General features: G+C 69.2%; 18 protein-coding genes. 3 read left to right on the top strand and 15 right to left on the bottom strand.

Features of this window, described 5'->3' with window-relative positions; all coding sequences use genetic code 11:
* Nucleotides 1-10: 10 nt before the first annotated feature.
* A complete protein-coding gene (locus AC5WS7_RS37890) occupies nucleotides 11-910 on the top strand; it encodes an alpha/beta fold hydrolase (protein WP_495959470.1) in 900 nt (299 codons plus the stop codon).
* Nucleotides 911-956: 46 nt separating this feature from the next.
* The gene (locus tag AC5WS7_RS37885) at nucleotides 957-1,622 is read left to right on the top strand and encodes a TetR family transcriptional regulator (RefSeq protein ID WP_495959469.1); all 666 of its coding nucleotides are present in this window, start codon (nucleotides 957-959) and stop codon (nucleotides 1,620-1,622) included.
* 129 nt (nucleotides 1,623-1,751) lie between these two features.
* Here AC5WS7_RS37885 and AC5WS7_RS37880 read toward each other — a convergent pair whose 3' ends face one another.
* From AC5WS7_RS37880 to AC5WS7_RS37835, 10 genes are all read right to left on the bottom strand, one after another.
* Nucleotides 1,752-3,245: an aldehyde dehydrogenase gene (locus tag AC5WS7_RS37880; RefSeq protein WP_495959468.1), complete on the bottom strand. Its 1,494-nt coding sequence runs from the start codon at nucleotides 3,243-3,245 to the stop codon at nucleotides 1,752-1,754.
* Between the two features lie 13 nt (nucleotides 3,246-3,258).
* Nucleotides 3,259-4,083, bottom strand: a complete 825-nt coding sequence (locus AC5WS7_RS37875; RefSeq protein WP_495959467.1) for a mycofactocin-coupled SDR family oxidoreductase — start codon at nucleotides 4,081-4,083, stop codon at nucleotides 3,259-3,261.
* A gap of 315 nt (nucleotides 4,084-4,398) precedes the next feature.
* Nucleotides 4,399-6,816: a CaiB/BaiF CoA transferase family protein gene (locus AC5WS7_RS37870; RefSeq protein ID WP_495959466.1), complete on the bottom strand. Its 2,418-nt coding sequence runs from the start codon at nucleotides 6,814-6,816 to the stop codon at nucleotides 4,399-4,401.
* Between the two features lie 31 nt (nucleotides 6,817-6,847).
* Nucleotides 6,848-8,293 (bottom strand): aldehyde dehydrogenase, encoded by a 1,446-nt coding sequence (locus tag AC5WS7_RS37865; protein WP_495959465.1) that lies wholly within the window; start codon nucleotides 8,291-8,293, stop codon nucleotides 6,848-6,850.
* Nucleotides 8,294-8,308: 15 nt separating this feature from the next.
* Entirely contained in the window at nucleotides 8,309-9,490 is a 1,182-nt protein-coding gene (locus tag AC5WS7_RS37860; protein ID WP_495959464.1) for a thiolase C-terminal domain-containing protein, read from the bottom strand.
* Entirely contained in the window at nucleotides 9,487-9,936 is a 450-nt protein-coding gene (locus AC5WS7_RS37855; RefSeq protein ID WP_495959463.1) for a Zn-ribbon domain-containing OB-fold protein, read from the bottom strand. The genes AC5WS7_RS37860 and AC5WS7_RS37855 overlap by 4 nt, the downstream gene beginning before the upstream one ends.
* Nucleotides 9,933-10,247, bottom strand: a complete 315-nt coding sequence (locus AC5WS7_RS37850; RefSeq protein WP_495959462.1) for a hypothetical protein — start codon at nucleotides 10,245-10,247, stop codon at nucleotides 9,933-9,935. Before AC5WS7_RS37850 ends, AC5WS7_RS37855 begins: the two co-directional genes overlap by 4 nt.
* A gap of 108 nt (nucleotides 10,248-10,355) precedes the next feature.
* A complete protein-coding gene (locus AC5WS7_RS37845) occupies nucleotides 10,356-11,843 on the bottom strand; it encodes an acetyl-CoA acetyltransferase (protein ID WP_495959461.1) in 1,488 nt (495 codons plus the stop codon).
* Nucleotides 11,840-12,877 (bottom strand): LLM class F420-dependent oxidoreductase, encoded by a 1,038-nt coding sequence (locus AC5WS7_RS37840; protein ID WP_495959485.1) that lies wholly within the window; start codon nucleotides 12,875-12,877, stop codon nucleotides 11,840-11,842. Before AC5WS7_RS37840 ends, AC5WS7_RS37845 begins: the two co-directional genes overlap by 4 nt.
* Before the next feature lie 45 nt (nucleotides 12,878-12,922).
* Nucleotides 12,923-13,732, bottom strand: coding sequence for an enoyl-CoA hydratase/isomerase family protein (locus tag AC5WS7_RS37835; RefSeq protein WP_495959460.1), 810 nt, complete (start codon nucleotides 13,730-13,732; stop codon nucleotides 12,923-12,925).
* Between the two features lie 120 nt (nucleotides 13,733-13,852).
* Here AC5WS7_RS37835 and AC5WS7_RS37830 point away from each other — a divergent pair, with 120 nt between their 5' ends.
* Nucleotides 13,853-14,689, top strand: coding sequence for a glucose 1-dehydrogenase (locus AC5WS7_RS37830; protein ID WP_495959459.1), 837 nt, complete (start codon nucleotides 13,853-13,855; stop codon nucleotides 14,687-14,689).
* A gap of 71 nt (nucleotides 14,690-14,760) precedes the next feature.
* Here the strand turns inward: AC5WS7_RS37830 and AC5WS7_RS37825 are convergent, their stop codons facing one another.
* The 5 genes from AC5WS7_RS37825 to AC5WS7_RS37805 all read right to left on the bottom strand — a co-directional run bounded on the left by AC5WS7_RS37825 (nucleotide 14,761) and on the right by AC5WS7_RS37805 (nucleotide 20,193).
* The gene (locus AC5WS7_RS37825; RefSeq protein ID WP_495959458.1) at nucleotides 14,761-15,519 is read right to left on the bottom strand and encodes an SDR family oxidoreductase; all 759 of its coding nucleotides are present in this window, start codon (nucleotides 15,517-15,519) and stop codon (nucleotides 14,761-14,763) included.
* 271 nt (nucleotides 15,520-15,790) lie between these two features.
* Nucleotides 15,791-17,332 (bottom strand): class I adenylate-forming enzyme family protein, encoded by a 1,542-nt coding sequence (locus AC5WS7_RS37820; RefSeq protein ID WP_495959457.1) that lies wholly within the window; start codon nucleotides 17,330-17,332, stop codon nucleotides 15,791-15,793.
* A 199-nt stretch (nucleotides 17,333-17,531) separates the two neighbouring features.
* Nucleotides 17,532-18,782 carry a CaiB/BaiF CoA transferase family protein gene (locus AC5WS7_RS37815; RefSeq protein WP_495959456.1) on the bottom strand — a complete coding sequence of 417 codons (1,251 nt, stop codon included), beginning with the start codon at nucleotides 18,780-18,782 and terminating at the stop codon, nucleotides 17,532-17,534.
* Nucleotides 18,779-19,423, bottom strand: a complete 645-nt coding sequence (locus AC5WS7_RS37810; RefSeq protein WP_495959455.1) for a hotdog domain-containing protein — start codon at nucleotides 19,421-19,423, stop codon at nucleotides 18,779-18,781. The genes AC5WS7_RS37815 and AC5WS7_RS37810 overlap by 4 nt, the downstream gene beginning before the upstream one ends.
* A complete protein-coding gene (locus tag AC5WS7_RS37805) occupies nucleotides 19,420-20,193 on the bottom strand; it encodes an enoyl-CoA hydratase/isomerase family protein (protein ID WP_495959454.1) in 774 nt (257 codons plus the stop codon). Before AC5WS7_RS37805 ends, AC5WS7_RS37810 begins: the two co-directional genes overlap by 4 nt.
* Nucleotides 20,194-20,196: the final 3 nt, after the last annotated feature.

Below are 20,196 nucleotides of genomic sequence, written 5' to 3'. Positions count from 1 at the left end.
AGGAGGACTCATGAGCGAACTCACCACCGTCATCCGATTGCCCGGTGACGGCGTCACCCTCGTCGCGGACCGGCGTCCGGCGCGGCGCGCCTATGCGCTCGGCACCGTTCTGCTGCTGCACGGCGGCGGCCAGACCAGGCATTCCTGGCAGCGCACCGGAATACGGCTGGCCGAGCACGGCTGGCACGCGGTGAACGTCGACGCGCGCGGGCACGGCGACAGCGACTGGGCCGCCGACGGCGACTATTCGCTGATCGCGCACGCGCGTGACGTCGTCGCGATGGTCCCCGAACTCGACGGTCCGGTCGTCCTGGTCGGCGCGTCGATGGGCGGAATGGCGTCGCTGCTCGCCCAGGGCGGTCATCCGCACCTCGCGCGGGCGCTGGTCCTGGTCGACATCACGCCCAAATCCGAGCCCGCCGGGATCGACCGGATTACCACCTTCATGCGCGACGGGCTGGCCGGATTCGATTCGCTCGAGGCCGCCGCCGCGGCCGTCGCCGCCTACAACCCGCACCGGCGCCGGCCGCCGCGCCCCGAGGGGCTGCGCAAGAATATGCGCCTGCGGGAGGGCCGGTGGTACTGGCACTGGGATCCGCGCATGATCAACCATCGCGACAACGCCCCCGACCGCGCGGCGACGCGGGAGCAGTGGGCGAACACGGCCGCGCGCCGGATCACCGTGCCCACCTTGCTGATTCGCGGCGCGCAATCCGACGTGGTGAGTTCCGAGGGTGTGCGCGACCTGCTGACGCTGATTCCCGGCGCACGTCATATCGATGTGGGCGGAGCCGGGCACATGGTCGGCGGAGACGACAACGACGTACTCACCGAGGGACTGCTCGAATTCCTCGACGATGCGGTGGTGAATCACCGTCCGGGACCGGTCACCCGATACCATCGACCGTGAAGGCACCAGGTGTTCAACCTGGTGCGAACCGACTGGAAAGCCGCAGATGCCCCGACCTTCACAACCTCTGATCAGCCGTTCCGCAGTGATAGAGGCGTCCATCGAGATCATCGACTCGGAGGGTCTCGAGGGATTCAGTCTGCCCAAACTCGCCAAATACATCGGCGTCAGCGCGCCCTCGCTGTATCACCATTTCGCCGACCGGTCCGCCATCCTCGCCGCGGTGGCACGACATATCGCCGGGGCCTGGCCCACCCCCCGCCGCAAGCCCGGCCCGGAATGGCCCGAATTCTTCGTGCAGCTGGCACTGAATTTCCGCCGGTCTATTCTGCGCCACCCCAACGCCGCGCCCATTCTGCTGCAATACCTTCCGCGCGATCTGCTCATCGGCACCTACGAGGAGACCGCTAGTTTCCTCGAGGCATCGGGCGTGCCGACGCATCTGCATGTGCAGATCCTGGACGGCATGGAACGCCTGAGCCTGGGCACGGCCCTGACCGATGCGATGCGCGGACCCAGTACCCGCAGCACGATCTTCCCCAATGTCGATCCCGGCTCGCAGCCGGTCCTGGCTCGCGCGCTCGCGGAGAACACGTTGACCTCCAAGGGCCTGTACGAGGAGATGGTCCGCAGTTTCCTGTACGGCGTGATGCGGCACGAGAATTCGCGGTCCGCCGAACACTCGGACGACGCCGCAGTCCCCGCGGTGTAGGCGACCGGTCCGAGGTCCGCGCTCCACCGGAATCCGACCGCATCAGCTCCGTACGATCCGAAACGCAACTGCCGGTGCCCGGTCGGTAATCCGACCGGGCACCGGCAGTTCGATATCCGCGAGATCCGCCTACTGCGCCGGAGCGGGCATGTGCACCGTCTTGATCTCGAAGAACTCCTCGAGCCCCTCGACGCCGCCCTCGCGACCGGCGCCGGACTGCTTGTAACCGCCGAACGGCAGGGTGAAGTCCATCACCGCACCGTTCACGCTCACGGTTCCGGTCCGAATCCGTTGCGCCAGAGCGTAACCCCGGTCCAGATCCTCGGTGTAGACCGCGCCGGACAGGCCGTAGACCGAGTCGTTGGCGATCGCGACGGCCTCGTCCTCGTCCTCGTAGGTGATCACCGAGATGACCGGACCGAACACCTCCTCCTGGGCGATGCGCATATCGTTGCGCACGCCGTCGAGCAGGGTCGGCGCCACGAAGTAGCCCTGCGAGACGCCCTCGGGAGCCGCTCCCCCGACCACGATCCGCGCGCCGTCCGCGACGGCGGTGTCGATATAGCCCTGCACCCGGTCGCGGTGCCGCGCACCGGCCAGCGGCCCCAGGAAGTTCTGCGGCTCCCACGGATTGCCGATCGGCAGCGCCCCGTAGGCGGCCGCCAGCGCCCCGACCACCTCGTCGTGCCGCTGCCGCGAGACCAGCACCCTGGTCAGGGCGATACACGCCTGGCCGGACTGCATGCAGCCGCCCATCGGCAGGGACTGCAGGACGTGGTTCAGATCGGCGTCGTCCAGCACGATCGCCGCGGACTTCCCGCCCAATTCCAGTGAGACGCGGGCGATCCGGTCGCTGGCCAGGGCTGCGATGCGCCGCCCGGCCGCCGTGGAACCGGTGAAGGTGATGTGGTCGACGTCCGGATTGGTGACCAGGGTCTCGGAGACCTCGCGATCGGCGATCAGCACGCTGACCACGCCCTCGGGCAGGCGGCCCTCCGCGACGAGTTCGGCGATCACGTCGGCGAACACCGCCGGTGACAGCGGCGCGTCCGGCGCGCCCTTCAGAATGACCGAACAGCCCGCGGCCAGGGCCGGAGCGACCTTGAAGGCGATGGTGCCGATCGGGCCGTTCCACGGAATGATCGCCGCGACGACGCCGGTGGGCTCGCGCAGGATCCGGGAGACCCCGCCGTCCGCGCGGACGCGGTCCTCGCGCTGTTCGAACGCGCGCGCCTCGGCGGCCACCGCGTGGAACAGTCCCGCGCTCATCTGCTGGGTCATGCCGCTGACGGTGACCGGGACGCCGACCTCGAGGACGCCGATGGGGGTGAGCTCATCGATGCGCTGCTCGAGCCGGGTGCCGATCTCGTCGATCACGTCGGCTCGTTCGGCCATGGTCTTGCCCGACCAGACGCCGGAATCGAAACTGCGCCGCGCCGCGGTGACCGCGCGGGCGACGTCTTCGGTTGTGGCGCTGCGGATCCGGGCGGCACGCTGCTCGGTCCAGGAGTCGATCAGATCGATCCACTCCTCGCCGGTCGAATCGACCCAGCGGCCTCCGATGAAGACCTGTTCGCGGTCGGCGACCGCCGGTGTGGCGACAGCGGTGTCGGTGGTGGTCATCGAGATATCCCCTTCAGCGGTTGTTGTAGCCGGCGTCGACGGGCAGCGTGACTCCGGTGATGTATCGGGCTTCGTCGGAGGCCAGGAAGGCCAGGGCGTTGCTGATGTCGATCGCCTCGATCAGCTCCACCGGCATCGGGTTCTTGTATGCCTCGTCGTTGGCGACCTCGGGGTGGGAGTTCACGAACGCGCCGTATTCGGCGTTGGCGACCATCGGGGTGTTCACGCCGGTCGGGTGGATCGTGTTGACCCGGATGAAGTGCTTGGCCAGCTGCTTGGAGTACAGCCGCATCAGCCCGACGACACCGTGCTTGGCGGCGGAGTAGCCCGCCTGGCCGGGAAAGGTGTTCAGGCCCATGCTCGTCAGTCCGGCCGCCGAGCTGGTGATGGTGATGGAGCCGCCCTGGCCGCGCTCGACCATCGGCGGGGAGGCGACCTCGAGGGTGTGCCACACGCCGGTGAGCATGGTGTCGACGGCGTCGTGCCACGCCTGCGGTTCGCTGCCCTGGTCGATCACCGGCATGATGCCCGCGTTGGCGACCACGATGTCGACGAATCCGAACTGCTGCACGCCCGCGTCGTAGGCCCGCTGCACGTCGGTCCGGTCGCGCACGTCGCCGATCGTGGTGACGATCCGCCCACCGGCCTCCTTGACCAGGCGGGTGGTCTCGGCGAGGTCCTCCTCGGTGGCCATCGGATAGAACACCGACGGGATCTGCGCGCAGATGTCCATGCCGACGATCGCCGCGCCCTCCTGCGCCAGGCGCACGGCGTGCGACCGCCCCTGCCCACGCGCGACACCGGTGATGAAAGCGACTTTGCCTTCGAGACGTTTCATGAAATTCCTTCTCTAACTGACGTTTCCGAACGCCCGCCGGATTCGTCGCGGGAATGCCCGGGAAGTCAAGGCGGAACCGTGCGCAGCGGTTCGCGTCGACCGTGGACCCGGCTCGGCCATGCCGAGCGGCTGTGAATGGCGTCACACCACCGTAGCGTCCGAAAGCCTGCAGGTCAACAACTGACAGATATCGTCATTTATATCGTGTGTCACTTAATCTTGACGATCCATCGAGCGTCTACCTGCACATATGCCAAAGCAAACCTATGGCCTATCGATACTCGACAGGTCATAGATTTGCCAGGATAAATCTATCTACTGTAGTTTTTCTGCGGTTTCGGCAACCAGCGCCGGATCATCGGCCGGTGGTTGCAGAACTCCGTCGCGAACCAGTGCGTCGATCTCCGCCGCGGACATGCCGAGCAGCTCGGCACAGATCTCCCGCGTCTGCTGGCCCGGTAGCGGAGCCTGGCGGACCGGCGGGTCGGCGATCTCCGCGAACCGCGCGGCACGGGCCGTCGCGGGCAGATCCGTGGTCAGCAGGTCGTGCTCGACGAGGGTGTAGGTCTCGCGGGCGGTCAGGTGCGGGTCGGTGAGCAACTGCGGCAGTCGCAGCATCGGGCCCGCCGGAACACCGGCGGCCTGCAACGCGGCGGCCGCCTGCTGCGGATCCCGCGTGCGCGTCCACCCGGACAGTGCGGCGTCCAGTTCGTCGCGGTGCCGGATCCGTTGCGCCACAGTCGAGAAGCGGTCGTCGTCGGCGAGGTCGCCGCGGCCCGTGACCTCGCACAGGTTCCGCCACTGCGCGTCGTCGGCGACGGTCACCACGCACCATTCGTCGTCACCGGCGCAGGGGTAGACGCCGCTGGGCGCGCAGTACGGATCCGCGTTGCCCGGCGCCACCACCGATCCCGGTTCCAGGCCCTCGGCGACGAGCTGGGTGCCAAGTTGAACGAGCGCGGTATCGGCCTGTGCCACTTGAATGTTCGCGCCCCGGCCGCTGCGGCGCCGGGCGATCAGCGCGGCCAGCACCGCACCGGCGGTGATGTGCGCGGCGATGTGGTCCGGGTAGACGGTCTGTCCGTCGCACAGCAGTTCCGCGTTGTCCGGATAGCGCCACAGCGCCGACACCCCGCACGAGGCGCGGACCAGCGGGCCGTAGCCCAGCCGGGTGTGCCACGGCCCGGTCGCGCCGAAGGCGCTCGATTCGGACACCACGATGCCCGGATTGATCTCGGCCAGGGATTCGTAGGAGAACCCCATGGCCGCGAGGGTGCCCGGCTTGAAGTTGGCCAGCACCACATCCGCCTCGGCGGCCAGCCGCCGGAACAGCTTCGCGCCCTCCGGCCGCCGCAGGTCCACGCCCAGGCTCCGCTTGTTGCGGTGCCCCCACGCGACCGAGGCGGCCAGGGCCGCACCGCGTTTGGATTGGCGCAGACCGTCCGGGAAGTTCGCGTTCTCGATCTTGATGACGTCCGCGCCGTAGTCGGCGAACTGCCTGCTGAGTTCCGCGCCGAAGACGATCACACCCAGATCCAGCACCCGCAGACCGGCCAGCGGCGCGGCCGAGGGGTCGCCGGTACCCGCGTTCGCGGCCGGGCCCCGCGGCGGCACGATCTTGTCGTGTTCGCCGGGTTGCGGTGCGCGCGTGCGGATTCCGGCTCGCACACCCCCGAATCCGACGTACCCCGAGGGCACTTTCGCGCGCGTCCCCGGCACGATCTCGGCTTCCACGAGTGCGCCCGAAGCCGCGAAATGCGGCGTGGCCAGCACTTCGGCCAGGGTGTGCACCCCGCCGACCGGCACACCGCGACGCGCGCCCTGCTCGACCAGCTCGGCCTGCGTCTGCGTGGCGAACAGCTCGCCGATCAGCGGGTGGAGCCGGTCGGCGGCCGCGAACCGCGCGGGGATCGTGTCGTATTTCGGGTCGGCGAATTCGGCCGGCTCGCCGAGCCATTCGAACATGCCCCGCCACTGCCGCTTGGCCAGCAGGCAGATTCGCACGTGCCCGTCCTTGCAGGCGAACACGGGATAGAAGTCCGCGGCGTTGGGCCGCCCGCGCGGGAAGTCCTCCGAACGTCCGGCGGCGGCGGAGCCCTGGGTGCCGAAGCCCGGATCGAAGCCGTGCACCACCGCTTCGAAGGCCGAGACATCGACCGTCTCACCGCGTCCCGTCTCCAGTCGGCGGCGGTAGGCGAGCAGGGTCGCCCACACCGCGTGCGCGCCGACGGTTTCCTCGACCAGGCCCGCGGGCGGCAACAGCGGGTCGGCACCGGGAGCGCCGGAGCGGGACAGCACACCGGACAGCGCGTACAGCACCTGTTCGGTGGCCACCCACTCCCGGTAGGGCCCGGTCTGCCCGAAGCCGGTGATCGAGGTCCATACCAGACCCGGTACGGCGGAACGTATCTCGGCCGCGCTCACACCGAGTTCGGCGAGGCGTCCCGGCGCGGCCGATTCCACGACGATGTCCGCGCCGCGGGCCAGCTCCCGGAACCGCTCGACCCCGGCCGCGGTGGCCAGGTCGACAGTGATGCCGAGTTTGTTGGCATTGCGCAGTGCGAACGCGATACTCGTCCCGGCGACCGTCGGAGCGCTCGCGCGCGAGCGCGATCCCCCGGGCGGTTCGACGCGGATCACCTCCGCACCGAGATCGGCCAGATACCGGCCGCAGGATTCGCCCAGACCATCGGTGAGGTCCAGGACGCGGGTGCCCTCCAGCGGAAGTGTCATCGTTGGCTCCGTTCGGTCGGTGTCCGGCGCTTCAGCGGGTGCCGAAATACACCGATTTGGTGCGGTAGTACGGCGCGATTCCCTCCGGTCCGAGTTCGCGGCCCAGACCGGAGGACTTGACGCCGCCGAACGGGGCATCCAGATCCAGCAGATAGTGGTTGACGCCGAAGCTGCCGCTCTCGACGCGATCGGCGATGGCCAGACCGCGCTCCTCGTCGGTGGTCCACACCGTGCCGCCCAGGCCGTACAGCGAGTCGTTGGCGATGGCGATCGCCACGTCCTCGGTCTCGAACGGCGTGATGGTCAGCACCGGGCCGAAGATCTCCTCCTGCGCGATGCGCGCGGCGTTGTCGACCCCCTCGAACACGGTCGGCTCGACGTACCAGCCCACCGGCTGCTGCTCGGGAACGCCGCCGCCGGTGGTGATCCGGTAGCCGTCGGCGCGCCCGGACTCGACGTAGCCCAGCACGCGCTCGCGCTGCGCCGCGCTGACCAGCGGGCCGATCTGGGTGGCCCGGTCCAGCGGATCGCCGATATTCAGCGAGCGCACCGTCTCGGTGACGACCTCGACCACCTCGTCGTACCGCGAACGCGGCGCGAGGATCCGGGTGCCGGCATGGCAGGTCTGGCCGTTGTTCACCAGCGAGACCTCGAGCAGCTTGGCCGCGAACTCGTCGAGATCGGCGTCGGTGGTCACGATGGACGCCGATTTGCCGCCGAGCTCCAGCGTCACCGGACGCAGCAACCGGCCGCACACCTCGCCGATCGCCCGCCCGGCCGGGGTGGATCCGGTGAACGCCACCTTGTCCACGCCCGGGTGTTCGACCAGATACGCCCCGGCCTCCCGGTCGGCGGGCACGATGTTCAGCACACCGGGTGGGAGTCCCGCCTCGACCGCTGCCTCGGCGAAAACGTAAGCGTCCAAGGCGGTTTCGGGTGAAGGCTTGAGCACGACGGTGCAGCCCGCAGCGAGCGCGGGTCCCAGCTTCATGGCCGCGAGCGACTGCGGATAGTTCCACGGCGTGATGGCGGCCACCACCCCGACCGGTTCCCGGCGCACGACCGACCGGCCGCCGAATACGCTGGGCCGCACATCATCCCGCGTCGCCTCGCGGATCAGGCGGGCGTAGTAGCCGATCATCAGCGCGGGGGCGTAGCCGTTGACGCTGATCGACGTCGAGATCGGCATGCCGTTCTCGCGGCTGGCCAGCGCCGCGGTCTGCTTGGCGCGGGACTTCAGCGCGGCGGCGAAGCGATCGAGATGATCGGCGCGCTCGGTGTCGTCGAGGGCACGCCAGGTGACCAGCGCCCGGCGCGCGGCCGCCACGGCCGCATCGATGTCGGCGTCGGCGCCCAATGCCGCTGTGCCGAGCGTCTTCTCGGTGGCGGCCTCGATGACGTCGTACGCGGCGTTCGTGGTCGGCGTGGTCCAGTTCCCGTCGATGAACAGGGTGGGCCGGTCGTGTGTGGTGTCCATTGTCGGTCCTCGGGGTCAGAGGGTGTCTTCGTGCCCGAACAGGGTGGAGCTGACCAGCGGGGCCATCGGGCCGCCGATGAACAGCGAGAGTCGTGCTCCTGGAACGGGATTGGTGGAGGTGCCGCGGATCTGGCGGACCGCTTCCACGGCCAGTCCCATACCGTTGACGAAGTTGTCGGCGATATTGCCGCCGCTGGTGTTCACCGGGAGCTTCCCGATTCCGGCGGTGAGGTTGTCGGCGGTGAGGATCTCCCCGGCCGCCGGGCCCGCGGGGGCGAAGCCGTGGTCGATCAGGGCGGCGATGGCGGGGCCGCTGAAGTTCTCGTACACCTGGACCACGTCGACGTCGTCAGGGGTCAGCCCAGCCGCGGACCACAGCCGCTCCGCGACTCCTGGTCGTCCGGCGCGGCCCGCGAATCCGGCGCTGGTGTAGAGATCGTCATTATCGATGAGCGAGGAGTATCCGCCCGGTGCGCCTTGGGCTCCGGCCAGCACGTACGCCGCGTCCGGGCGGATGCTGCGGGCGCGTTCACCGGAAACCAGGACCAGCGCGACCGCCCCGTCGCTCTCGCGTGAGCAGTCGAACAGGTGGAACGGTTCGGTGATCATGCGCGAGGACTCGTAGCTCTCCGCGTCCAGCGGCCTGCCGTAGCCCGCGGCGGTCGGATTGTTCTGCGCGTGGCGGTAGGCGGCGAGCACCAGCGCACGCATCGCCTCGCGGGGCACGCCATCGTGTTCGAGTAGCCGCTGGGTGCGCAGCGCGCAGATCTGTGCCGGGGAACCGATGCCGTGCGCGAGATAGTGCGGCCCGTAGAAATACTTGGCGTAACCGAGGCGGCCCGTATTCTCCTGTGCCATAGAGCGATACACCACGACGGTCTCGGCCTGGCCGGTCGCGATCGCGATGGCGGCGTTGTTGATCGCGGCCGCGACGGTGCCGCCGCCACCGCCCCACATCATGTTGGACCAGCGCACGTCCCGCACGCCGAGCGCACCGCCGAGGATCGCGCCGTCATGCCCGCCGCCCGCGTACGAGACGAAGCCGTCCAGCTCGCTCGGCGAGATTCCGGCATCCGCGCAGGCCGAGACGATGGCCTCGAGGGTCATCCGCAGCTCCCCGTGCGGGGCCTGGCCGCGCTTGTAGTGCAACTCGGCTGTACCGACCACCGCGGCCGCGCCGCGCAACGTCGGGTTCATGCCCGCACTCCTTCCGCATCGACGCGGCGCCACCGCAGCAGGGGCCACGTCGCTCCGGGATCGAGTTCGATATGTCCGGCGACGCTGTCGCCGATCCGCACGTTCTCGGGCGCTTCGTCCACAAGAAGGCCCAGCACCCTTCGGTTTCCGGCTCCCGGCAGTTCCACCAGCACCGTCACGTACGGCACCCGGTCGGCCAGTTCGGTGATGAAGGGGTAATGGCTGCGCGCCCAGGCGTAGACGGTGCCGACCGGCTCGACCCGCTCCCAGAGCGGATCGAAGGTGTGGCAGGTCCCGCAGATCCACTGCGGGCCCCAGATCCACTCCCGGCAGTTGCCGCACCGCTGCAACCGCAGCTCACCTTCGGCCAGGCCGTCCCAGTAGGGCTGGTCCAGGCCGTCGGCGGCGGGCCCCCACGATAGTTCGAGGGTCGGCGTCTCGCTCATGCCGTTTCCCCGGACACCGGGAAGTTCTGCAGCCCGGCGGCCTTCCAGACGCCGTCGTGCAGTTCCCAGATCGAGCGCAGGCCGATCACGCCCTTGGGCGTGTCGTAGACGGTCTCCCCGATCTGCTTGCCGCCCTCGGCACGCACGTCCTGGATCCGGAAGCTGTTCACCGTGCCGCGCGGGACGGTCACGCCCTCGAACACCGCGGGGATGTTCTCCTGCACCATATCGGCCAGGGCGCCCTTGAAATCGCCGCTGGCGACCTTGCCGACGTGCCGCTCGTACAGTTCGCGGAAGTCTTGATCAGACATTCGAGTTCTCCTCGCTTCCCAGGTGACGGCGTGCGTCGCCGGTATTTTTACCTTAAGGCTTTAGGTTTATTCGGTCAATCCCAGACCGTGACCAGGTGCGATACCCGGTCAGTCCTCGGCGAATCGGAACTCGCCCTCGGCCCCGACCACGACCGGCTCGTCGGCTTCCTCCGTGCTCGCCAGCCGGGCGAGAGCGTCGGCGTCACGCGTCGAGGCGAGCGTGCGTCCGCCGTCGGGCGTACGCGCGGCCAGGAACCCGAGTTCCGGTTCGCCCGATCGGTCGTAGACGACCGTCCACGACTCGGACACCGCCGGGCCCGCGTAGTCCGGATGCGCGCGGACGGTGGGTTCGCGGTCCACCTGCTCCTGCACGTCGACGCGGCGGAACGCCTCCTTGGGCGGTTCGGTGCGATACACCCCGAACGCGTGCTTGGTCAGATAGCCGCCGTTGGCGGTGAGCAGTCCGTAGTCGCCCGGCGACTGCCGCAACCGGGTGGCCAGCGTCGCGATCCCATGCGTGCTGTAGTTGTTCCACGGCCCGCCGGCGAAGGTGAGTCCGCCGGTCACCGTGAGCGGGCGGTCGGGATCGTCGGTGGGAAGGCCCAGTTCCTGCGCGGCGACCTGGACCGCGGACGGGAAGCAGGAGTACACGTCGATGTGGGCGATATCGTCCATGCCGACACCCGCCAGCTCGAGCACCCGCGCACCCGCGTGCCGGATCGCGGGCGAACGGTCCAGCGCACCGCGTTCGGCGATGTCGTAGGTGTCGTGCGCCTCGGTACCCGCCTGCGGGAACACCCAGTTGTTCCGCGAAATCCCCAGTCGCTCAGCCGTTTCCACCGAACACATCAGCACCGCCGCGCCCTGCTCGACCATGTTGTTCGAGTTCAGCAGTTTGGTGTAGAGCGAGGTGATCTGCCGGTTGCTCTCGCCGGGGGCGATGATCTCCGAGGCGGTGTAGGCCCGCTGGGTCCACGCGAACGGGTTGGTCGCGGCGACCTCGCTGAAGCGGGCCCACAGCGCGCCGATCACTCCGCGGTGCTTATCGATCGAGCGTCCCGCCGAGATGCGCAACGCCTGTTCGAACAGCGGGTAGATGTAGGCGGGCCGGTCCAGCCCGGCGCGCCGCTCGGCGTCGGACTGCATCGGGACCTCGGGGACGAGCATCGGCGCCGCCGGAACCGACTCGTCCTGCACCGTCCAGTGCGGACGCAATCCCCGCGCGCGCAAGGCCATTCGCGTACGCCAGGATTCCGCGCCGCCGATCAGCACGACATCGCTGCGCCCGGCCTGGATATCTTCCGCGGCCTGGTTGACCAGCACCTGCGGCGTGCTGCCGCCGCTGCCGGTGTAGCCGGTGTGCCGGGGCGTGGCCCCGATCCAGGAGCCGACCAGCGCGCCCGGATCGCGATACCGCCACGAGAGCAGCCCGACGATCCGCACCGAGTCCACGAGTTCGAGCAGACGGGTACTGCCCGCCTCGGCCGCGGCGCGGGCGGCCGCGTCGGCGATCAGCGCGACCGGTTCGCGCGCGCCGTCCCGCTCGTTGATCTGGCCGCCGCCGACCAGGATCGGGGTCCGGGGATCCAGGCTCATGACCGCACCGCCTCGAGGATCCGTTCCCGCGACTGCGGCTTGGGCCAGCCGCCGAGAATGAGCGTGGTCAGAACCGTTGGCTTCCAGCGTTTCACGATGTCCGCACAGATCTTGTCGACGGGACCGACGAGCGCGACGTCCTCCACCATCGCGGTGGGCACCGCCTGGGCGGCCAGGTCGGCGCGTCCGGCCAGATAGAGCCGCTGGATCTCGGCGCACGCCTCGCCCCAGCCCATCCGGACGAACACGTCGTTGTGGAAATTCGCCCCCTTGGCGCCCATGCCGCCCGCGTACAGCGCCACGACCGGTTTGAGGCGTGCGGCCGCGCGCTCGACGTCCTCGTCCTCGGACAGCCAGCACACATTCGCCACCTCGAAGTCCGCGGCGGTGCGGCGCGCGCCCTCGCGGGCGAACCCCTCGGCCAGGGCAGCGCGGTAGAAGTCGTCGGTCTTGGGCGAGAACCACAGCGGCGTCCAGCCGTCGGCGATCTCCGCGGCCAGCGCGACGTTCTTCGGTCCCTCGGCTCCCATGTAGACCGGGATATCCGAGCGCAGCGGATGCACGATGGACTTCAGCGGCTTGCCCAGACCGGTTCCACCCTGGTAGGGCAGCTGAAATTGCTTGCCCTCGAACGTGACCGGCTCATCGCGCCGCCACACCGACCGCATGATCGAGACGTATTCGCGGGTGCGTTCCAGCGGACGCGGATAGGGCTGGCCGTACCAGCCCTCGACCACCTGCGGCCCGGACGCGCCGATGCCCAGGATCAGCCGCCCGCCGCTGAGATGGTCGATGGTCTGGGCGGCCATCGCCAGCGCCGTGGGCGTGCGCGCGGAGATCTGGCACACCGAGGTCCCCAGCGCGATGCGGCTGGTCCGCGCGCCCCACCAGGCCAGCGGCGTGAGCGCGTCCGAGCCGTAGGACTCCGCGGTCCAGAAGCTGTCCACGCCCGACGCCTCGGCCTCGGCGATGGTCTGTTCCATCCGCCGGGGCGGGTGCGAACCCCAGTATCCGGCCATCACACCGACCTTCACCGTATCCACCCGCCGTTCGTTGCTGTCGTCAAAGCTGTTGTCCTGTCAGTGATTGCGGTAGACCGGCGGGCGCTTCTCGAGGAAGGAGTGCACCGCTTCGCGATGGTCGCGGGTGGTGGAGGCCAGGATCTGGGTCCGGTTCTCCAAGTCGATCGCCGCGCGCAGGCTCGGCACCTCGAGGTTGGACCACATCACCTCCTTGGTCATCCAGACCCCGAACGGGCTGTTGCGGGCGATCGCCTCCGCGGTGTCCAGCGCCACGTCGAGCAGGTTGTCAGCCGATTCGATCGAGGACACCAGCCCGATCCGCTCGGCCTCCGCGGCGTCGACCGAACGCCCGGTGAGCAGAATCTGCGCGGCCCTGGCGAATCCGATCATCCGGGGCAGCAGCCAGCTGACGCCGATATCGCAATTGGACAGCCCGCGCTGGATGAACGAGGCGTGGAACTTCGCGTCCTGGGCGATGATCCGGATGTCGGTCATCAGCGCCAGCGCCATGCCGCCGCCCGCCGCCGCGCCGTTGACTGCGGCGATCACCGGCGCGCGCGTCCCACGGAACGCCTCGACCAGCGAAGCGATGTGCTGTTGCACGCGTAATCCCGCCTGGGCTCGGCCCTCCCCCTCGGACGCGTCGGGCGGGGTGCCGTAGCCGCGCAGGTCGAGCCCGGCGCAGAAGGCGCGGCCGTTGCCGGTCAGGACGATCGCCCGGACCTCCGCATCGTGGCGCACCTCGGCCAGCACGGTGTGCAGCGCCTCGATGAGTTCGGCGTTCATCGCGTTGAGCGCGTCGGGCCGGTTCATCCGGATCAGCAGGATGCCGGGGCGGGGACGCTCGGTCTGGATCACATCGGACATGTGTCGGACTTCCTCGAATCGTCGGCGACGGGTTGCCCAAGGGGCTTTACCGTAGACCATAAAGCTAATACCTTTAGATTAATAACTCAAGGTCGGAGCGGAATCGAAAGACTGGTGAAGATGATGGAACTGGATGGCAAGGTGGCCGTGGTGACCGGCGGCGCGAGCGGGATCGGTGCCGCGACGTGCGCGCTGCTGGCACGGTCCGGCGCGCGGGTGGTGGTCACCGACGTCGACGACGCCCGCGGCGAGGCCGTGGCCGCCGAACTCGGCGAGAACGGCCTCTACCAGCACGCCGACGTCACCCGCGAGGAGGACTTCGCCGCGGCGATCCGTATCGCGACCGAGCGGTTCGGACGGCTGGACGCCATGGTGAACAACGCCGGGCGGGTCGGCGCGTGGACCTACATCGAGGACATCACGCTCGAAGAATGGGACGCCACGTTCGCGGTCCTGGCCCGCAGCGCGTTCCTGGGCACCAAACACGCCGTCCGGGTCATGCGCCAACAGGGCTCCGGCGCGATCGTGAACATCTCCTCGGTGGCGGGCGTGCGGACCGGATTCGGCCCGCATCCCTACGGCGCGTCCAAGGCCGCGATCCTGCAGATGACCCGCAGTGCCGCAAGGGAACTCGCACCGCTGGGCGTCCGGGTCAACGCCGTGACACCCGGTGGTGTCGCCACCCGGATCCAGGGGCACGGCGCGGGTCTCGAGGGCGACGCCCTCGATGCCAGCATCGACAACGTCCGCCAGGGATTGCGCACCTTCCAGCCGATTCCGCGAGCGGGCGAGGGCGACGACATCGCCGGGGCGATCGCCTATCTCGTCTCCGACGCGGCCTCGTTCGTCACCGGTCAGAACCTCGTCGTGGACGGCGGGCTGACCCTCGGCAGGGGCTGGCCGTCGAACTACCGCGCCGAGGCCGACGCCACCGCGAGCAGCCGCCGCCCGGACTGAGCGCGCCGCGCCCGGCGCGGAGGGTGGCGGTCGCGATTCGCGATCGCCCACCCCGCACCGGGCGGCCGGACTCAGATGCCGACCGGCCCGCCCAGCCAGACGCCGACCTCCTCACCGGAGACGTGCTTCCCGTCATCACTCACCAGGAAGGACACCGTGGCCGCGATGGATTCGGGCGGAATGCTCGGCCAGGTCGCGGACAGGGTCTCCGCCGCCTTCGATCCGCCCGAGGCGATGATGTCGGTCTCGACGAAACCGGGCATGACCGCGTTGACCGTCACGCCGCGCCGCGCCACTTCCTGCGCCATCGCCCGAGTCATCCCCGCCAGGCCCGACTTCGCGGCCGCATAGGCGCTCATCCCCGGTGAGGGCCGTCGCCCGCCCGACGGGCTGGTGACGAAAACGACCCGGCCCCAGCCTTTCTCGTACATCGCGGGCAGGGCCGCGTGGGTGCAGTAGAACGCGCCGCTGAGGTTGACGCCGATCACCCGGTCCCAGTCTTGCGGCGACTGCTGCCGCGCCGAACCGAACAGGTTCATTCCGGCGTTGTTGACCAGCACGGTCGGTGCGCCGAGTTCGGCGGTGGCCTGCTCGATCAAGCTCGTGGCCTGGGCGGAATCACCGACGTCGGCGCGGATCGCCACAGCCCGGCCGCCGCCGGCGACGATCTTGTCCACGACCTCCTGCGCCGGTCCCTCGCTCGTCGAATAGTTCACGGCCACCGCGAATCCGTCGGCAGCCAGGCGGCGCGCGATCGCGGCCCCGATCCCCCGCCCGGCGCCGGTGACCACCGCGACGCGATCCTGCTCGTCCGGAATCGAATTCGTCATCGCAGCGACCACTTCCGATCGCGCGAGGGCATATCGATAGTCATTTCCTGGACCTCATTCCTGTCGTTGTCCTTCCGGACGGCCGTCGACCCGGGCGGCAACGGAGGCCACCCGGGTCGGCGAGTTCTACGAGATCCGCGGCAGCCGCGAATCCATCTTTACCGCAAGAGCATTCATCGTTCCGGCATACTTTCGGCCGGGATCCCGCTGTATCGGGGTACCCGGATTCCGGCCGCGAGCACGGCGGAACGACGCGAACGCCATCGCACTCCTAGCCGGTCGCGGCGACCCCGTTGACCGGGATGGCGTCGGCGGGAGCCTGCGGGAACTGCTTGCGCAGCAGCGGCTTGGCCATCTTCCCGGAGAACGTCCGCGGCAGCGGCTCCCCCAGTGCGACAGCGTGTTTGGGCCGCTTGAACTTCGCGAGTTCCTCCCCGGCGAGCAGCGCGATGTCCGCGACGACGTCCGCGGCCGGGCGCCCGCTGTGGAAGACCACCATGGGTACCTCGCCCCACCGGTCGTCCCGCACACCGATCACCGCGAGGTCCTCGACGCCCTCGATGCGGTGCAGCACCTTCTCGATCTCGGCGGGATAGACGTTGAGACCGCCGGAGATCAGCATGTCCTTGCTGCGATCGACGATCTTGAGGAAGCCGCCCTCGTCCTGCAGGCCCAGATCGCCGGTGCGCAACCAGCCGTCCACCAGCGTCGCCGCGGTCGCCTCGGGCTTGTTCCAGTACTCCCGCATCACGTGCTCGCCGCGCACCAGGATCTCGCCCACCTCACCAGCCGGGGTGTCCACGCCGGGGTCGCCGATCTTGACCTGGGTGCCCACCAGCGCGCGGCCGGCGTAGCCGGGGCGCGACAGCGCCTCGTCGTAGGTCAGTGAGGAAACCATGCCCGACGCCTCGGTCAGCCCGTACACCTGGGTCAGCGGGATGCCGTGTTCGCGATAGAACTCCACCAGGTCCACGCCGACCGGGGCTCCGCCGGTTCCGGCGAAGGTGAACTTCGCGAGTTTGCGCCGGCTGAAGTCGGGCAGGGTGGTCATCCGCTCCCAGATCACTGGTACCACCGTGGCCGCGGTGATCTGCTCACGCTCGATGGTGTCCAGGGCGATCACCGGATCGTATTCGCCCAGCAGCACCATCGTGGCTCCCGGGACGACGACCAGCTGCATGAAGATCGACAGCACCGATCCGGTGTAGACCAGCGGCGCGGCGCACAGCACCCGGTCGCGGGCGGTGAAGCCCTGGGTGACGGTCTGCGCGACGCCCGGGGCCATCGCACTGCGGTGCGTGATCACCGCTCCCTTCTGCACCCCGGTCGTGCCGGAGGTGTAGCAGATGAAGGCCGCGTCGTCACCGACGATGTGCACGCGCGGGGCGACGCCGGAATCGATCAGGCTGTCGTACGGACGATGCGCACTGCCGCCGATCGCGTAGATCTCGAACGGGATCTGCTCGGCAGCGACCTCGAGCAGCGGGGCGAACCCGTCTTCGACGATCACCACGCGCGGAGCCGAATCCACCACCATCGGCGCGAGTTCCGTCGCGGTGAGCCGGAAATTCAGCGGCACGCTGATCGCGCCGAGCTTGAGCGTGGCCAGGATGACGTGGGCCAGTTCGGGCCGGTTGAGCATCATGACCGCGACCCGGTCGCCCTTGCCGACGCCCCGCGCGGCCAGTCCGCGAGCGATAGCGTCGGTGACCGCGTCGAGTTCGCCCCATGTCTCGGCGGTGTCGCCGAACACGATCGCCTGTTGCTGAGAGCGGGTCTTACCCCAGTACCGCGTCAGATCCGCGAGATTCATTCGAATTCCTCCTCGTTGGCCGACTGCTCGGCCGCGAGCACCGGCGGATGTGACCGCCCTCACTGCGTGTCGCCAAACCTAACAGCTTTAGATTTATTCCGCAATACCCCGGCAAGCCCCCCATACAACCTGCCAGAGTGCATGAAAACGACACCCACACAACATCTTTCGCGTGAGTGTCGTTCTCCCCCACGGCAGCTCAGCCGGTGGGTCCGTCGTCCTTCGCATACAGCTGGCGATCGGCCGCAGCGGTGATGCGCGCGTCGTCGTAACCGGCGACCTCGCGCAGCACCCGCGCGGTGTCGGCCCCGGCCCGCGGGGGCAGTGCCGGAGCGAACTTCTCCCCGGCCACCCGCACCGGGCTGACCACGAATTCGAGTTCGCCCACCCCCGCGTAGTCGACGCGATAGGTGTTGTCCCTGGCCCGGAAGTGCGGATCGTCGAGCATCTCGGTCACGGTGTTGACCGGTCCCCCGGCGATGCCGTGCTCGAGGAACAGCTCCACCCATTCGTCCCGGGTGCGCTGGGCGAAGATCTCCCGCAACTCCCGCCACACGTGCTCGGCCCGCTGCGGCGCGCCCTCGTCGGCGGTGGTCAGATCCACCTCGACCAGATCCTCGCGGCCGACCGCGATCAGGAAGTTCCGCCAGAACTTCTCCACGTGCGAGCCGAACAGCACGGCCTTGCCGTCGCTGGTCCGGTACGCCTCGAGCCGCGGCCAGTCCGGCAGCCGCCCGTCCGGCAACCAGGTCGGCCGGTGCATCGAGCGTTCCCGGTTCAACTCCGCGTCGGACAGATCCGGCATCCAGGCCGCCGCCACGTCGATACCGGAAACCTCCACCCGGGCGCCGACCCCGGTGGCGTTCGCGCGGTGCAGCGCCGCCAGCAGGCCCATCGCCCCGTAGGCCCCGAGTGCGTACATCGCGATCGGCGGGCTGGTCGAACCGGCGATCCCGGACACCGGCGGCTCGTCGGGAGTGCCGACCTCGCGCAGACCGGCATACCCGTCGAAGACCGGTCCGCCGGTGCCCAGGCTGCGATACGGGCCGTCGGTGCCCATCCCGGACACCGTGCACAGCACGATCTTGGGGTTCACCTCCCGCAGCCGATCGAATCCGATGCCGAGCCAGTCCAGATAGCCGCCGCGCATGCCCTCGATCACCGCGTCGCAGGATCGGGCCAGGTCCAGGAACGCCTGTTTACCCTCGTCCGAGCGCAGATCCAGGGCGACCGACCGCTTCCCGCGATTCCACCGCAGGTGCATGAACGACGGGCCGTCCGGCTCGCCGATCGCGCGGTCGCCGCCGACGCGCACCGGATCGCCCAGCGGTCCGGATTCGACCTTGATCACCTCCGCGCCGAGGTCGGCCAGGTGGCCGCCGAGCGAGGCGGGGGCCAGCTGTGCCACCTCGAGCACGCGTACGCCGTTCAGCAGGGAGAATCCACTCATCCGACGACCTCTTTCAATTCCTTCGAAATATTGTGCGTCTGTTCGGGTTTCAGCTCGATCCACAATCCTTCGGCCTCAACCAGCAGGACGTCGCCGTGGTGCAGCGTCCCGTGCATGAACCGCTTGCGGCCCTGCTGTTCGACCAGGCGCGCGCTCAGCGTCAGCTCGGTGTGCAGCGGCGTGGGGGCGCGGAAGGAGACCTCGAGCCGGGCCGTGCGGGCCCACGGGCGGTGATGGTTGGCCAACCGCGCCATGATCTCGTCGAAGATCAGCGGGGCCACACCGCCGTTCATCGCGTAGCGGCCCGAGTGGAAGCGCTCGACCCGCACCCGGCCGATCGCGGTGGTGTCGGTGATCCGGTCCAGCTGGATCGGCGGGGCCAGGGCTTGGCCGTGCCCGGCGCACTCCCAGCGTTTACCCGAGATCTGCTCGTCCTCGTCGACCTCGAATTCGGCCATGGCCGTGGCGATCTCACGCAGTCTCGCGGCCGACTCGGCAGCCGCGCGCGGCGTCGGCTTGCTTCGCGCGACCGCCTCCTGAGCGGCTCGCAGCGCCTCGATCAACTCGGTGTACTCGTCCTGCGCGGCGATGGTCGGGACGAACGGGTCCGCCCAGGTCGGATTCCAGATATCGGCGCTCATACCTCACCCGTGGTCTTCGCGGCCGGCCTGTTCGCGAAGAAGGTCGAGAACATATCGCCGATCGCCTGCTGTTCGAGCGTCGAGCGCACGGCCGCGTTCTCGTGCTCGTACCGAGCACGCAGACTGTGGCCGGGGCCCTCGAGCAGTAGTTGTTTGATCGCCCGCAGCCCCTCGGGCGGTTGTGCGGCAATCTCTTTCGCGATTCGCACCGCCGCCTCACCCACATCCGGCTCGTACCGGGTGAGCAGGCCCATCCCGTAAGCCTCCGCGCCGGGTACCGCCCGTGCGGTCATCAGCAGGTCACGGGTGTGCGCGCCGCCGATGAGAGTGTCCAGCAGCCAGCTGAGATTCACGCCGCCGTATCTGGCGGCACTGACCGCCATGGTGGTCTCCGGACCACCGACGCGCAGATCCGAACACGCCGCGTACATGGTTCCCGCGCCGTAGGCGAGACCGTGGACAGCCACCACGGTCGGTTTGGGGAAGCTCAGATACCGCCACAGCATGTCCTCCCGCTCGGCCATCGAGGCCCGCGCGAGTTCGGGCGGCATCGCCTCGAGCTCCTTGAGGTCGTAGCCTGCGCAGAACGCCCGCTCGCCCGCACCCGCCAGGATCACCACGCGGATCGAATCCTCTTGCGCGGCATCGGACATCGCGGTGTCCAGTGCGCGTTGCAGGGCGATCGAGATGGCGTTGTGCGCGTGCGGGCGATCGAGCGTCAGCCGGAGCACGCCGGGCGCCGGGCTGTCCCGGCGCAGTTCCTCGGCCATGAC

The sequence above is a fragment of the Nocardia sp. PLKS1-43 genome, assembly GCF_059510335.1.
Note: the sequence above shows the minus strand (reverse complement) of the source record. Positions and strands in the feature narration are given on the sequence as shown.

Excerpts from the sequence above, each read along its gene's own strand:
- AC5WS7_RS37890 (WP_495959470.1), top strand. The coding sequence starts at position 11 with ATGAGCGAACTCACCACCGTCATCCGATTGCCCGGTGACGGCGTCACC.
- AC5WS7_RS37885 (WP_495959469.1), top strand. The coding sequence starts at position 957 with ATGCCCCGACCTTCACAACCTCTGATCAGCCGTTCCGCAGTGATAGAG.
- AC5WS7_RS37880 (WP_495959468.1), bottom strand. The coding sequence starts at position 3,245 with ATGACCACCACCGACACCGCTGTCGCCACACCGGCGGTCGCCGACCGC.
- AC5WS7_RS37875 (WP_495959467.1), bottom strand. The coding sequence starts at position 4,083 with ATGAAACGTCTCGAAGGCAAAGTCGCTTTCATCACCGGTGTCGCGCGT.
- AC5WS7_RS37870 (WP_495959466.1), bottom strand. The coding sequence starts at position 6,816 with ATGACACTTCCGCTGGAGGGCACCCGCGTCCTGGACCTCACCGATGGT.
- AC5WS7_RS37865 (WP_495959465.1), bottom strand. The coding sequence starts at position 8,293 with ATGGACACCACACACGACCGGCCCACCCTGTTCATCGACGGGAACTGG.
- AC5WS7_RS37860 (WP_495959464.1), bottom strand. The coding sequence starts at position 9,490 with ATGAACCCGACGTTGCGCGGCGCGGCCGCGGTGGTCGGTACAGCCGAG.
- AC5WS7_RS37855 (WP_495959463.1), bottom strand. The coding sequence starts at position 9,936 with ATGAGCGAGACGCCGACCCTCGAACTATCGTGGGGGCCCGCCGCCGAC.
- AC5WS7_RS37850 (WP_495959462.1), bottom strand. The coding sequence starts at position 10,247 with ATGTCTGATCAAGACTTCCGCGAACTGTACGAGCGGCACGTCGGCAAG.
- AC5WS7_RS37845 (WP_495959461.1), bottom strand. The coding sequence starts at position 11,843 with ATGAGCCTGGATCCCCGGACCCCGATCCTGGTCGGCGGCGGCCAGATC.
- AC5WS7_RS37835 (WP_495959460.1), bottom strand. The coding sequence starts at position 13,732 with ATGTCCGATGTGATCCAGACCGAGCGTCCCCGCCCCGGCATCCTGCTG.
- AC5WS7_RS37830 (WP_495959459.1), top strand. The coding sequence starts at position 13,853 with ATGATGGAACTGGATGGCAAGGTGGCCGTGGTGACCGGCGGCGCGAGC.
- AC5WS7_RS37825 (WP_495959458.1), bottom strand. The coding sequence starts at position 15,519 with ATGACGAATTCGATTCCGGACGAGCAGGATCGCGTCGCGGTGGTCACC.
- AC5WS7_RS37820 (WP_495959457.1), bottom strand. The coding sequence starts at position 17,332 with ATGAATCTCGCGGATCTGACGCGGTACTGGGGTAAGACCCGCTCTCAG.
- AC5WS7_RS37815 (WP_495959456.1), bottom strand. The coding sequence starts at position 18,782 with ATGAGTGGATTCTCCCTGCTGAACGGCGTACGCGTGCTCGAGGTGGCA.
- AC5WS7_RS37810 (WP_495959455.1), bottom strand. The coding sequence starts at position 19,423 with ATGAGCGCCGATATCTGGAATCCGACCTGGGCGGACCCGTTCGTCCCG.
- AC5WS7_RS37805 (WP_495959454.1), bottom strand. The coding sequence starts at position 20,193 with ATGGCCGAGGAACTGCGCCGGGACAGCCCGGCGCCCGGCGTGCTCCGG.